The organism is Mobiluncus holmesii ATCC 35242, from assembly GCF_000185445.1.
Classification (GTDB): domain Bacteria; phylum Actinomycetota; class Actinomycetes; order Actinomycetales; family Actinomycetaceae; genus Mobiluncus; species Mobiluncus curtisii.
This window is the reverse complement of record NZ_GL622346.1, coordinates 542,301-555,751: the sequence shown is the minus strand read 5'-3', so window position 1 is coordinate 555,751 and position 13,451 is coordinate 542,301. Positions and strand designations below refer to the sequence as shown.

The window sequence follows — 13,451 nt, the reverse complement described above, 5'->3', positions numbered from 1 at the left end:
CCCACGCTGAGACGGGCTTTGTTATGCTTTCAAATCCACCGCGATAAATCCGTCAACAATTTGCACCGGGTAAATCTTAAGCGGGTCGTACGCCGGAGACAGGGGCTGACCTGTCTCCAAATCAAATTGTGCCCCGTGCGCGACGCATTCCACACAGCCATCTTCAATAATGCCGTCCACCATGGATACTCCGGCGTGCGGGCATTCCTTTGCCATCGCGTGAAAATCTCCCTCATCGCTGCGCAATACTACGATGTCGGTGCCTTCCACGCTAACTTCTTTGCCGGTTCCCGGCTCAATCTCGTCAACACTGGCAACATTAATAAAGCTCATTGCAAACTCCCTACGCTCAGGTGGCTATCTACGGTTTCCAATACATAGTCGGTCAGTTCCGGTATTTCTAGCATATTCAATAGCTCCGCATAGAACGCCCGCACCACCAGTCGTTTCGCATTGACTGCATCGATGCCACGACTTTGCAAATAGAACAGCTGTTCATCGTCAAATCTGCCGGTTGCGGAAGCATGTCCGGCACCTTCGATTTCGCCGTTATGAATTTCTAGATTCGGCACGGAATCCACGCGGGGTCCTTTACCCAGCACCAGGTTTCGGTTCAGTTCGTAGGAATCAGTCCCGAAAGCCTGCGACCCGATGCCAACGTCACCAACCCATACGGCATGGGCATCCTGACCTTGCAAAGCCCCTTTGTAGGTCACCCGGGACTTAGACTTTTGCCCCTTGTGCTCAATGAACAGCCGGTGTTCCTGATGTTGTTCTGAGTTAGTAAAGTACAGCCCCAACAAGTTCAAATCGCTGCGTTCTGCAGGAAGGTTCACTCCCATCGCAATACGGACTGAGTCCCCTCCCAAAGTAACGTTGGCGTGTTTCACGCTGGCGTTTTCACCCAAAGTCACCTGTTGAGTCGCTACATGTACCGCCGTGTCGTCCCAAGTTTGCAGGCTAACCACGTTCAGTTTCGCGCCCGGCTCCGCTTTCACTTCCAAGGTCTCGTTCAGGGAACCGCCACCACGGTGACGCAGCACAATGGTGGCTTGGGAGTTCTTTTCCGCATGTATCCGCACGTGACCGACCGTGTCGGTGCCTTCCGCAGTGACATCAATCCAGACCGGTCGACTAACCACGCCTGTAACCGCCACGTCAAGGGTCTGGGAAATGTTGTTCCAACCCACCACTCCGGCACGATCGAAAGGTGCTCCTGCCAGTGGTGACAGCCCCACCAACGCGGACAGTTTCAGGGTCACACCCGCCTCGGGCTGGACTGGTTCGTCAGCGCGCAAAGCCACGCCATCTATCGCAAACTTGGCACCGCCGCCCTCCAGAGATTCTTCCAGTAAACCGGTGAATCGGGACAGAGGGGTAAATCTCCAGGCTTCTTCCCGTCCGGTAGGCATCGGAAAATCCTCTACTGACGTGGAGGTCAGTCGAGTTGGGGTCGGTGCGGTCAGCGCATCGCCAGTTGGCATAGTCACTTCAGTCATTTAACCCACCGAGCCTTCCATCTGTAGTTCAATTAGTCGATTCAGCTCTAAGGCGTATTCCATCGGCAGTTCCTTGGCAATAGGCTCTACGAATCCGCGCACGATGGTTGCCATCGCTTCCGTCTCAGTCAGTCCCCGGCTCATCAGGTAGAACAGCTGGTCCTCGGACACTTTGGAAACAGTTGCCTCGTGCCCCATTTCGACCTCGTCGTTGCGCACGTCCACATAGGGATAGGTATCAGAGCGAGAAATGGTGTCCACCAGCAGGGCGTCGCACAGCACGTTGGACTTGGAACCGGTGGCATTTTCGGCAATATCGACCAGACCCCGGTATGACGAACGCCCCCCTTGCCGCGAGATAGATTTGCTGACAATATGCGAGGACGTGTGCGGTGCCCGATGCAGCATTTTTGAGCCGGTGTCTTGATGCTGACCCTTGCCCGCGAAGGCAATGGACAGGGTCTCGCCGTGAGCGTGTTCGCCCAGCAGATACACCGAGGGATACTTCATGTTGATGCGTGAACCGATGTTGCCATCAATCCACTCCATTGTGGCGCCTTCCTCGCAAAAGGCGCGTTGGGTCACCAGGTTCAACACGTTATTCGACCAGTTTTGGATGGTCGTGTAGCGCACGCGGGCATTCTTTCTCACAAAAATTTCCACGATGGCGGCGTGCAAGGAATCCGATTGGTAAATCGGGGCGGTGCAGCCTTCCACGTAGTGTACGTAGGAACCTTCGTCAGCGATGATCAATGTCCGCTCAAACTGACCCATGCTCTCGGTATTGATGCGGAAGTACGCCTGCAGGGGAACTGTGCACTGCACTCCCTTGGGAACGTAGATGAAAGAACCGCCGGACCATACCGCCGTGTTCAGGGCAGCAAACTTGTTATCTCCTGCCGGTACTGCCCGCCCAAAGTATTCCTGGAACAGTTCAGGATATTCTTTCAATCCCGTATCGGTATCAAGGAAGATAACGCCTTGTTTCTCGAGGTCCTCACGGATTTGGTGGTAAACGACCTCCGATTCGTACTGGGCAGCCACTCCATCCACCAAGCGTTGCCGCTCCGCTTCCGGAATACCCAGACGGTCATAGGTTTGTTTGATGTCCTCGGGCAGGTCATCCCAGGATTGAGCCACTTTATCGGCTGCCCGCACGAAGTACTTGAATTCGTCAAAGTCCAGGAAGCTCAAATCGGGACCCCAGTTCGGAATGGGTTTGCGTTGAAAGATTTTCAGGGCTTTCAATCGCAGTTTCAACATCCATTCCGGTTCATCTTTCATCTTGGAGATGTAGCGCACCACGTCCTCATCCAAGCCACGCTTTGCGGCTTGCCCAGCAGCATCGGAATCATGCCAGCCGAACTCGTACTTATCGGAAATAGATTCGATAATCTCATCATCCGCGCGCTTTTTCTGATCTGACTCAGTCAGAGCATCGCTCATCTCTATCCTTTCATCCGAGGTTTTCTCTAAGTCTAGACAATTCATCCGGGGCTTAACTCTCAAGAGCCACCAGGAGACATCCTCACTATTTTATTCCCCCCGACGCGCGACCTTCACCCCGCTCAACACATTAATGCTGCTCACGGTTCCGTTTTTGCGCAAGGTTAGCGGCACGCTGGTGGTACAGGCATGATCCCCCTCGGCGAGAGTGGCGAGACGCTGCACATGGGTATCGAGCAGTCGAGAAAAAGCCTGCGTTTCGGCTTCGCAAAGTTTTGGATAGGACTTGGCCACGTCCTGCACCGGGCAGGATCCTTGGCAAAGTTGCAGCGCCAACCCGTGCGCAGTTTGTCGAACGGTCGCGGCATAGCCATCTTGCGCCAGTGCATCTGCCAAAGCGACAACCCGCGCTTGTGGGTCGTCTCCGGCAGCGTGAACCACCGGAGCATAGCGGCGTTCCACCTCCCGCGAGTGCCGGTTGGCAAAGTCTTCGATGGCTTGATCCCCGGCGACCTGCTGCAAGTAGTCCAGAGCTTTGTTCGCCATCTGCGAATAACCATCTGGCAACGTAGCACGTCCAGCGTCAGTCGCTACATAGTGACGTGCCGGACGTCCGCGACCGCGAATCTTTCCGGTGGCTTCAAGGTTCTCGATTTGCCCACTTTCTTCCAGATAGATGAGGTGGCGCCGAACTGCTGCCGGAGTAAGTTTGAGGATATTAGCCAAGACAGAAGCGGTAATGGGACCCTTTTCAATGATTAGGTCCAGAACGACTTGACGGGTGCCCTGATCATCTACGATTGCTGGCATCCCGCTCCCCCTTCGTCAAAATCTTTACATCAACTATGACTTTCCTAAATCTAGCATATTTTCCCAAGCTAGTCATTGCTTAAAACCCGCCAAAACACGCCAAACAGGGGTTTTATTGAAAAATTGCGCAACAGAAGTGTATCAGAAATCATTTTTGAATCCCCGTCAGTCTAACCCCGCCAGTGTCAGTGAAAAGGGACCTTCCCCGGCTAGCACCAAGGCTAATCCTGATAGATTTTCCGAAACCACGGGGCTGCCACCGGACGTAACGAAACCGGGGAAACATCTGGCAACCCCAGCGCCAGCGCGATAGCCAACACTCCCACGACCGCAGAAGGATTGTGTATCTGACCCGCAAAAATCGCTGCCACGGCATCTCCCAGCCCCACCCAGCGTCGCGTCATGAACGCTTCCTCAGCTTCACGTTGAAAACTGCGCTCCGGTACCGGAATCAGAGTTAAATCGCGAGCCAAGAACACGCGCAGGGCTTCAGACGATCCGCCTGGCGTGGTGAAATAATCCACCAGCACATCCCACCGTGCAGCCCGCAAGTCGGCTTCTTCCGCGAGTTCCCGTTGCGCTGCCCGCAGCGGGTCCTCCCCCGCGATGTCCAGCAGTCCCGCAGGAATCTCCCACAAGGTCGCCCTCACCGGGTGACGATACTGGCTAATCAGCAGTACTTCCGGCCCTCCCGAATCGCTCTCTGCGCCTTCCCGCAGAGGAACGATGGCTACCGCCCCCGGATGCTTCACAAAATCCCGAGTCGCCATCCCGTCTCCATAGCTAACCTGCTCGGTGAGCAAAGAAAAGACTTTACCCCTAAACACTTCCTTGGAATCCACTACGGGAAATTCGGTTCGCTCATCTGTTGGTGACGCCAACTGCGAGGGGTTATCAGTCATTGTGGTCTCCTGTTTGTGGTTTCGGGGTGCTCTGGTTTTCTGGCTGGGACTGCGCCGATTGGAATCGCCGATAGAATCCCAGCCATTCACTAGCGACTTGGTCGGTAGTCGGCCAGGTTGCGGCGCGATGTCTCGCAGACTCTTGCTTTTCATACCAAATACTGGGGTTAGCGAGCAGTTTTGTGATGGCTTGAGCTGTCGCATCAGCATCGTCTGTGTCTACCACAAGGCTGCCGATGCCCAGTTCCGCCTCTGGCGACGTTCCCGCGAGGTGTTCCCCTCTGGCCAAACTTTCACCGGGGGGGCTTTCCACCGCCACTCCGGCGGGCAGCAGGATATCCCGCAATTTTCCAACCGGAGCAGCCACAATCGGCAGCCCCAAGCTCATGGCTTCTTGGGCGATGAAACCCCGCGACTCCCACTCCGAAGTAATCACCAACACGCTCGCTGCCTGCAACCAGGTATCCAAGGACTTGCGCCACCCCAGGAAAGATACTTGTGCGTCGGTGCCGTAAGAACGCAAACCCGCCAGCAGCTGCGGATCCCCATCCCCGATGACCACTCCTGTGGCTGGATAAGTCACCCGCTGCATAGCACGAACGAACCGGTCAAAACGCTTTCCTTGCTCAATTGGACCAATTCCCAGCACCAGCTGACCACGGTTGCGCAACCGTTCCGCGGCTGCCAATTTGGTCCAGTTACTCACCCGCTCCTTACGATTGAGCATTCCGGTCTGCAAGAGTTTCTCTACCCTGGGGCTGACCAGGAAAGACACTGCCGAATCAGTATCCGCCGAGGATTTGCGGTCAATTTTTGCGGTCAAGCGCAGCGAGGACCCCGAAATGAGAGAGGCCCGGCTATCCATCCACCGAAACAGCAACCGCCGCCAAACAGTATCCCGACGTTCATCATTCAGTTCATAAAGCGAGACTAAAAGTGGCGGAGCGTTAGGCATGAACGTGGTCAATACCAGAGCATACAGCGCCGCTTTCAACCCGTGAACGTGGATGACATCAGAGTTTTTTAACACGTCTTGTGCCCGGCGCAATCGTCGCAAATTCGTACCTATCAGGAACAATCTCCGGGGTGTCACGAGCCACAGTGGCAAAACATTCTTGAGACGATACCGCTTAGCGCTGGTGGGTTCCGCGATAATCTGAACATCGTGACCTTTCGCTACCAGAGCGCTGGAAAGGGATGCCACGAAAGTGCCCATCGAGTGTGCGGCTTCACCCATCACCATGGTTATTTTCACGATTCGCCTTCTTCCGAACGCGGTGTCTGCAGTTGGGACTGTCGGAGATTCTGCGGGGAGGAGTATTGCTCAAGGTTCTCGCTTGTTTCGACGGTTTCGGGAACCTGGCGGGCGGCCCGGGTTTGTTTCCAGAAGGGCGTGGCAATGATTTTCAGTCCCGGCAAGGCACAGATTACCGCCACAAAACCGGCTGCGAGAATTGCCCAGAGCACTCCCAGGGGCAGGTCTAGGGTCATGATCCCCGCATAGGATAAGCGCCCGAAAGCGCCCCCCAGGACAGCGCCCGGCAGAGCAATCAACAGTGCCCGCAACACTTGTGCCGGAGAACCCACCTGGAGACGTCCCCACATTATCAGCAGATAAACCCCTGCGGCGCTCATACCCAGGACATTGCCAGCGCCCAGTGCGAGGAGCGTCGCAACACCGTTACCGCGCGAAGGCGCCAAAACGAGAATCAGCAGCCATCCGCTGATAGCAGCTATCCCCCATCCCAGCAGTGCTGCGAAAAAGGAATGCTGGGCATGATTAAGGGCAATAAACACTCTTGACAGGTGATAGAGCAAGGCGTATCCCACCAGGGCGGGAGCCATCGCTACGACTGCCATTTCCAGTCCCGGAATGGGTCGGTTCCATGCAAAAATGGCTGCCATACCGGGTGCCACCACGATCAAACCGGAGGCACCCAGCAGAGACAGACCCGCAATCAACGCGGTGGAACTGGTGGTCAGCTCTCCAGCTTTTGCGGTCTGTCCCGCGGCGAAGCTCCTGGTCAATAGCGGGAACACGACAGTCGCGACCGGAAAGGTGAACAGCGCGTAGGGCAGCAGATAGATAGCTTGGGAATACTGAAAAACATTAATCGTGCCTTCCACCCCGCCCCACCGGGTCAGGAACAATGTGGCAAGCATGTAGCCTTGGGCTGCCAGCAGAGCACCGATACCGTAGGCTCCCAAAGTGAGAGCTTGCCGAAATTGTTCCCGGGGCATCTTCCATACGAGTTTGAGGCGCACCCCCAGGTTCCAGACGGGAATAAAAAGTGGAACGCTCAGCACCAGCACGCCTGCGGTAGTTCCCCATGCCAGGGCGGTAATAGCCGTGTATTCGGTCGGGTCAGAGCCGCTCCCGACGCCGTAGGCTGCATAGGCACCAATGGTTACTACGGAGGAAAACGCCGGCATCAGGGCTGGCCAGGCAAACCGATGGTGAGCTTGGAGGATTCCCCCTAGCACCACGGCGACCCCGTAGAGGGGAATCTGGAGGGCAAACACCCTCAGGAAATAAGCTGTCAGCGCATTTTGCGTGGCAACGTCGGAACCTACCGAGACAGGCAGCACCGCGGCAATGGGCTCGGCTGCCACGAAAACTATTAACCCCAGCGGAACCAGCAGGGTCAGTGTCCAGGTGAGCAACGCCGAAGCGATACGATTCACATCGTCTTTCAGCGAGCCGGCAATGGCTTGAGCCAACAGGGGGATGGTAATGGAAGCCAAAGCACCCCCGACCACGACCTCAAAAATCACATTGGGGATTTGGTTCGCCGAGGCATAGGCGTTGCCGACCGTGTCCGCGCCGACCCAGGTGGCTTGCGCCAACCATCGTCCGAAACCAAAAATCCTGGAGACTAGCGTCATCACCGCTACGGTCCCGGCTGCCCCTGCTAAAGCGGCTACCGGGTTCGTAACGGTTTTTTCACGCTTTCTCAAATCGGTTTACTCACCTTTCGGACTGTTTATGTAACGCGGCGTTCCACGCGAATCCTACGCGGGCAGACGTCCCCAGTTGTCCCCAGCTTTTAACACCGGGTGACTGTCGATAACTTTCGAGAAACTGATTTTTTCACTAGCCAAGGTCAGGGCAGCAATTCCCGCCAAGGTCATGAGGTTGGTGCGGGTAGTTCTTCCCTGCGACCAGGTGGCTCCCAAAGCCGCTCCCAAAGCGTTTGCGCCCGTGTCACCCAACATGGTGACTTCACGCAGGTCTAAGGGCAGGGCTGCGACGATAACAGCACAGTTTGTTGCCGCCAGGCGTCGACGTGCGAAGTTGCACCCACTGTGAGCGGGTAAGAATCCGGCAGCGCCTCCCAGTAACGCCACTTTGAGAGCCCGTCCCGGTCTGAGATCCAACAGATTGACCAAGTTTGCACTCCCCGCGATAACCCCGGCTTGGATCATCCAACCCCAAATATCGCGACGTGGGCGAGCTGCCACAGCCCCCGTAGCCATGAGAGCCAACATTTTAATCAAGCCAGGACTCAATCGCCCCTCTTTCAATGCCCCGATATGACCGCGCAGCCCTTTCGTGGACTTATTGGTGGCATCGCCGTCAGACATGTCGTCAAAGAACCCTGCCGCGGCACTACCCGCTGCAGCTATAGCGACTTGCAGAGCCGCAGAATTCCGCCTTCCCGAAATGATTTGAGCTACCGGCAGCAAGACACCGACTGCTGTCCCTCCCCAGAGGCTCACATTCCGGCCGTGGAAATTCGTGCGCTGGAAGTTAATCTGCATAACTCGCCTTCCGGTTTTGTTCCTGAATCGTTTGACCGAGTCTCACTGTGGAGCTGGAGACTCGGCTGGGGCGGCGGGGGCCTCAGTTGTGGCGGGTGGAGCAGGAACTTCCATGAAGGGCGGCACCAGGGCGGAGGCTTTCTGTTCGCTGCCCCAGGCTCCAGCGGTGCCATTCATGCGCGCCACCAAAGCAAACGGCAGAGAAAGGAGTGACGTTTTGGTACCGATACCGTCCACCGTGGGAACGGGGTTTCCGTCCGCCCGCACTTTGGTCAAGAGGTCGTTCTCTCCGTGAGCCGAACCGTAAAGCACCACTCCCGAGGCAAACGTATTGAGGGTCTGTGCGAATTCAACGATGCTCTTGGTTCTTTTTTCCGACGCCTTCTGCTGTTTCTCATTCTGCGGTTTCAGCGGACCGGAACCCACGATAATCGCGGAGCGAGCCGGTTGAGCCGCCGGGTTAGCAACCTGAATGAGGGGAGTTTCTTCCACCGTCAGAATTCCAGAAAGTGAATCATTCTGACCGGTGAAAATCAGCTGACCAATCGCCGCTGCCAAAGTGGATTCCGGTGTGGTGGCGCGGGCGGTATCGGTCAGATACTGTCTGATTTGACCGGAAAGCGCCTCCCGATAAGCCTGTTTAGCGGGGGCGAAGAAGCTGTCTTGTAAGTTGATTTGAGCGTTGACGCTACCACCCGCCGCGGTAACAATTTCACTCACGGATTTCACGTCTTCAGCTTCGGCATCCGGCAGCACCACCAGCGCGACCCCCGTACCTTGCAGAAGTCCGTTGAATATCCGCGGCGCGAACTGTTCCACCGTCTGGTCTTGCACATTGATTCGAGACTGGGCTTGGGTCAGTTGATCGTTGAGCTGATTACGATCTTCCCGGAGCTTGTCGACTTGCCCAGTCAAAGTATCCCCGATGGGATCCGCCAACGGTCCAGCGCCAAGGATAATCCCCACCGCGAGAGCCAAGAAAACCGCCACCAGTGAAACCAGGTGATACCGAAAATCAATCATAAGTTTTCTTCCAATCTAACTTTCACAAATTCACAATCTCAGTTATCCAATCAAGCCCCTCAGGCCATGCCACCAGGCATCCATGTTCGCAGCCACCAGCCCCAGGAAAGTCTGTCCGCCGGTGGTTGAGCCCAATGCTGCCAGCATTGCCAACAGACCAGCCACCACTAACAAGCCCATCTGCCAGTTCGCAATTCGAGGACGATAAAGTTTGGAAACGCCCTTGGCATCGATGAGTTTGCTGCCAACTTTCAAGCGGGTCAGGAAGGTTGAGGACATTCCGGCACGCCCCTTGTCCAGGAATTCCACCAGGGTGGCGTGGGTTCCCAGGGCGACGATGAGTTCGGCACCTTTTTCATCTGCCAAAAGCATCGTGATGTCTTCAGACGTGCCCGCGGCCGGGAACACTACGTGCTCCACACCAAGTTCCTGCACCCTGGTCAAACCGGGGGCTTTTCCATTGGGATAGGCATGTACCACGATTTCCGCCCCGCAGGTCAGTGCCTTATCGGTCACGGAGTCCATATCGCCCACCACCAGGTCAGGCTTCAAACCGTTCTCTAACAGCGCATCCGCACCGCCATCTACTCCAATCAGGATGGGGCGATACTCGCGAATGTAGGGCTTGAGCATCAACAGGTCTTCTTTGTAGTTGTAACCACGTACCACCATCAAGACCTGGCGCCCGGTAAAGTTCGTCCGCAAATCCGGAACACCCACGGAATCAAGAATCAAATCCCGTTCTTTCTTTAGGTATTCCATAGTGTTGGCAGTGAAAGCCTCAATCTGGACGCCCAGGGAAGCCTTCGCAGCCTCCATATTGGCAGCGTTCGTTTCCTCGGTCTGTCGCACTCCTTCTGCAACCAGCTTGCCCTCACAAAACACCTGGTTATCCCGAATTTCGACGCGTTGACCTTCTTTCAGGCTCATAATGTCGGAACCTAAGTCATCTATGAGGGGAATTCCTGCCTCAATGAGGACTTTCGGTCCTTGGTTCGGGTATCGTCCAGAAGTGGACTTTTCTGCATTCAGCACCGCGGCAGGTTCAATTGCCTTCAGTGACTCGGCAGCCACCCAGTCTAAATCTTGGTGCGAAATAACGGCGACTTCTCCAGCACCCAAGCGTTTTGTCAGATTTTTGGTACGCGTATCAATGCGTACCAGACCGCCCAGGTTGGTTCCTGTCTTTTGATTACGTTTTCGGCCAAACAATGCCATCATGACTCCGATTGTCCCACACGAGCCAGTTCGATTAACTCATCGGCGTGCGCAAGCGCCGTTTTTGTGAGCTTCGTCCCGGAAATCATCCGCGCCAGCTCCTCGCGTCGCGATTCCTGATTCAGCACGGTAATCCGGCTCTCCCCACCACTCTTGGTAATCTGCACCTGGCTGTCTCCAAACGCCGCGACCTGTGCCAGGTGAGTCACCACAATGACCTGATATTCCTGAGCCAGACGTGCCAGACGCCGCCCGACCTCAATACCAGCTTGCCCTCCAATCCCCGCGTCGACTTCATCGAACACAAAAGTGCCACGAGTCCCGACGTTCTGCGGGTTATGGACAGCTTGATTGGTCTGGGATAACCGAGAACCCCGGTCTGCCAGGGTCACTTCCAGAGCTAGCATGATACGGGAAAGTTCCCCGCCAGAGGCGGCGCTAGATAATGCCAGCACAGGAGCTTTCGGATGCGGGCGCAGCATAAACTCAACCCGGTCAGCGCCGTGGGCACCCGGCTCCTTTTGGCGGACCTCCACGTTGACCTGGGTGTCTTTCATATCCAGCCCCACCAGTTCCGCATTAATCGCCTTGCAGAGCGCGCGTGCCGTTTTTTCACGAGCCTCATGCAGTTTTGCTGCCGACTGGTTTACTGCCTCGGTCGCAGCTTCCTTCGCGAGGCGCAGCTGCTCTAAATGTTCCGTTCCCCCCTGCAAACCTTGCAGCTCGGTAACGGTATCCTGCCACGCCGTGCCCAAGTTTTCCGGTTCCACTCCCAAGCGTAAACTCAAATCGGTAAACGTGGCTCGCCGGCTTAAAGCCTCCTGGAGCGCCTCCGGGTCAGCATTCAAATCCTGCAGATAAACCCCCAACTCACGAGCCGCATCGTCGAGGGCATACCCGACTCCACTCACGCTTTGCGCGACTTCTTGCAAGCTCGAGTCCTCTTCCGCCGCCCGCTGTAACGCTCGGGTAGCCACGGCGACCAAATCGGTGGCTGCCGGGGTGGAATCTGACTCATTTTCGATTACCCCCAGCGCCGCCGCAACATTTTCACGCAAACTTTCCACATTGGACAGTTTCGCTACACTGGCACTAAGTTCCGTAAATTCGCCATCTTCAGGTCGGAGAGTGTCAAACTCCTCGCAAAACCGTTCCAGCACTTCACGGCGTTGTTCGCGCTTTTCAGCATTGGTTTCCCACTGAGTAAAAGCCTTCTGGGCGAGACTCAAAGCCTCCCAATCTCGAAGGTACCGTTCCAAAGCCCGCCTATGAGGTTCATCTCCATAAGCATCCAACGCGTCACGTTGAGCCCGCTCGGTACGTAGCCGACCTTGCGCGGCTTGACCATGAACCGACACCAAGCTAGAACCGAACTCCCCCAAGATAGCGGCAGGAACCGTGCGTCCTCCCAGGTGAGCCTTGGAACGTGAAGCTAGGGGCACCACTCTTGACACCTCGGCTACGCCGTCCTCAACCACCCCACCAGCTTCTTCCACGACTGCCCCAGCCGCGTTATCCACCTGAAAACTACCCTCCACCACGGCCTTCTGAGCACCGTGGGAAACCAGTGCGGGCTCGACTTTTGCCCCCAGCAGCCAGTCCAGCGAAGTCAGCAGCATAGTTTTACCGGCGCCAGTTTCGCCAGTAATGACCGTAAACCCTGGACTAAACTCCAGCGCGACGGAGCTAATCGTCCCCAAATTTTCAATCCGCAGCGATTCCAGCATTAGCGACCTCGCCACCCTTCCACGGGTAGACCAAACTTTTTCACCAACCGGGCGGAGAACGGCAGGGATACCAATCGCGCCAACTGCATATCGGTGGTGGACTTCGTGACCCGAATAGAAGACCCTAAAGGTGCGGGCAAAATCCGTCTCCCATCAGCCCAGACTTCGCAGTCCTGCACCTGTTGGGGCAGCACTTGAATCTCTAGCACTGATGAGGGACCCAGCACCAGGGAACGAGTAAATAAACCGTGCGCAGCTAGTGGGGAAAGCACCAAGGCTTGCACATCAGGCCATACCACCGGACCCCCGACCGAAAAGTTATAGGCAGTAGACCCCGTCGGAGTCGATACGATTAAACCGTCCGCCCCGTACTCGGAAACCGCTTCTCCATCAACACCAAAAGCCAGCAGGGCGGGATGACCTTTATCGGTGCTCAATACCGCGATGTCATTGGCAGCCCACTCTGATTGCACTGAACCATCAGGATGACGCACTTCCACGTCGATGCACATTCTGCGTTCCACCTGATACTCACCGCGCACCACCCGCTCACACAGCTCGCCAAGCTCTTCTTCCTCCGCTTCTGCGAGGAATCCCACGTGCCCCAGATTAACTCCAATGACCGGGACGCCCTGACGATGAGCGATATTCGCAGCTTCCAGAATGGTTCCGTCCCCACCCAGCACAATGATGAGCTCAATCGGCTCCGAACTGGTGCGATCTACCACAGTGATTCCCGCATTTTCCAGGTATCCACGGACACTGGCTGCCGCCACAATAGCGGGCTGGCGGTAATGGTGGTGAAACACCATAATGGTTCGTTCTTTACTCACCAGGATGCGCCTTTCGTGCATATTTCTGGACTAATTCCGGGCTGGGAGGTTGATACTCATCAGCGGGCTCAGCTTCGCTGGCTCCGCAGCAATCCGCGTATCCTCCCAAATCCTGACACACGTCGTCTCCTGTCTGCGGTTGTTCCGGCGGTGTCGTCCCCAGCATACCCCGGACTTCCTGTTCCATAACTTTCCCTTCTGTCCACCTTATTTTCTCACACCCACAAGCCA

13 protein-coding genes are annotated in these 13,451 nt (G+C 56.0%); all 13 read right to left on the bottom strand.

The window, feature by feature from the left end; all coding sequences use genetic code 11:
* Positions 1–21: 21 nt before the first annotated feature.
* Positions 22–333, bottom strand: a complete 312-nt coding sequence (locus tag HMPREF0576_RS02305) for a Rieske (2Fe-2S) protein (RefSeq protein WP_004006623.1) — start codon at positions 331–333, stop codon at positions 22–24.
* Positions 330–1,499 (bottom strand): Fe-S cluster assembly protein SufD, encoded by a 1,170-nt coding sequence (gene sufD, locus HMPREF0576_RS02300; RefSeq protein ID WP_004010540.1) that lies wholly within the window; start codon positions 1,497–1,499, stop codon positions 330–332. Before sufD ends, HMPREF0576_RS02305 begins: the two co-directional genes overlap by 4 nt.
* Positions 1,500–2,945: a Fe-S cluster assembly protein SufB gene (sufB, locus tag HMPREF0576_RS02295; RefSeq protein WP_036324173.1), complete on the bottom strand. Its 1,446-nt coding sequence runs from the start codon at positions 2,943–2,945 to the stop codon at positions 1,500–1,502.
* A gap of 90 nt (positions 2,946–3,035) precedes the next feature.
* The gene (locus tag HMPREF0576_RS02290) at positions 3,036–3,755 is read right to left on the bottom strand and encodes a helix-turn-helix transcriptional regulator (protein ID WP_004006620.1); all 720 of its coding nucleotides are present in this window, start codon (positions 3,753–3,755) and stop codon (positions 3,036–3,038) included.
* Between the two features lie 221 nt (positions 3,756–3,976).
* Positions 3,977–4,657 carry an NUDIX domain-containing protein gene (locus HMPREF0576_RS02285; protein WP_004010539.1) on the bottom strand — a complete coding sequence of 227 codons (681 nt, stop codon included), beginning with the start codon at positions 4,655–4,657 and terminating at the stop codon, positions 3,977–3,979.
* A complete protein-coding gene (locus tag HMPREF0576_RS02280) occupies positions 4,650–5,912 on the bottom strand; it encodes a glycosyltransferase family 4 protein (RefSeq protein WP_004010536.1) in 1,263 nt (420 codons plus the stop codon). The genes HMPREF0576_RS02285 and HMPREF0576_RS02280 overlap by 8 nt, the downstream gene beginning before the upstream one ends.
* Entirely contained in the window at positions 5,909–7,615 is a 1,707-nt protein-coding gene (gene murJ / locus HMPREF0576_RS02275) for a murein biosynthesis integral membrane protein MurJ (protein ID WP_004010535.1), read from the bottom strand. Before murJ ends, HMPREF0576_RS02280 begins: the two co-directional genes overlap by 4 nt.
* 54 nt (positions 7,616–7,669) lie before the next feature.
* Complete coding sequence (locus tag HMPREF0576_RS02270; RefSeq protein WP_004009754.1) at positions 7,670–8,419, bottom strand: hypothetical protein; 750 nt, start codon at positions 8,417–8,419, stop codon at positions 7,670–7,672.
* A 42-nt stretch (positions 8,420–8,461) separates the two neighbouring features.
* Positions 8,462–9,442 carry a copper transporter gene (locus tag HMPREF0576_RS02265; RefSeq protein ID WP_004009755.1) on the bottom strand — a complete coding sequence of 327 codons (981 nt, stop codon included), beginning with the start codon at positions 9,440–9,442 and terminating at the stop codon, positions 8,462–8,464.
* Positions 9,443–9,484: 42 nt separating this feature from the next.
* A complete protein-coding gene (gene steA / locus HMPREF0576_RS02260; RefSeq protein ID WP_004006614.1) occupies positions 9,485–10,663 on the bottom strand; it encodes a putative cytokinetic ring protein SteA in 1,179 nt (392 codons plus the stop codon).
* On the bottom strand, positions 10,660–12,387 hold the full coding sequence (gene recN, locus HMPREF0576_RS02255; protein ID WP_004009756.1) for a DNA repair protein RecN: 1,728 nt from the start codon (positions 12,385–12,387) through the stop codon (positions 10,660–10,662). The genes steA and recN overlap by 4 nt, the downstream gene beginning before the upstream one ends.
* Complete coding sequence (locus HMPREF0576_RS02250; RefSeq protein ID WP_004009757.1) at positions 12,387–13,241, bottom strand: NAD kinase; 855 nt, start codon at positions 13,239–13,241, stop codon at positions 12,387–12,389. Before HMPREF0576_RS02250 ends, recN begins: the two co-directional genes overlap by 1 nt.
* A complete protein-coding gene (locus HMPREF0576_RS02245; RefSeq protein WP_004009758.1) occupies positions 13,213–13,407 on the bottom strand; it encodes a hypothetical protein in 195 nt (64 codons plus the stop codon). The genes HMPREF0576_RS02250 and HMPREF0576_RS02245 overlap by 29 nt, the downstream gene beginning before the upstream one ends.
* Positions 13,408–13,451: the final 44 nt, after the last annotated feature.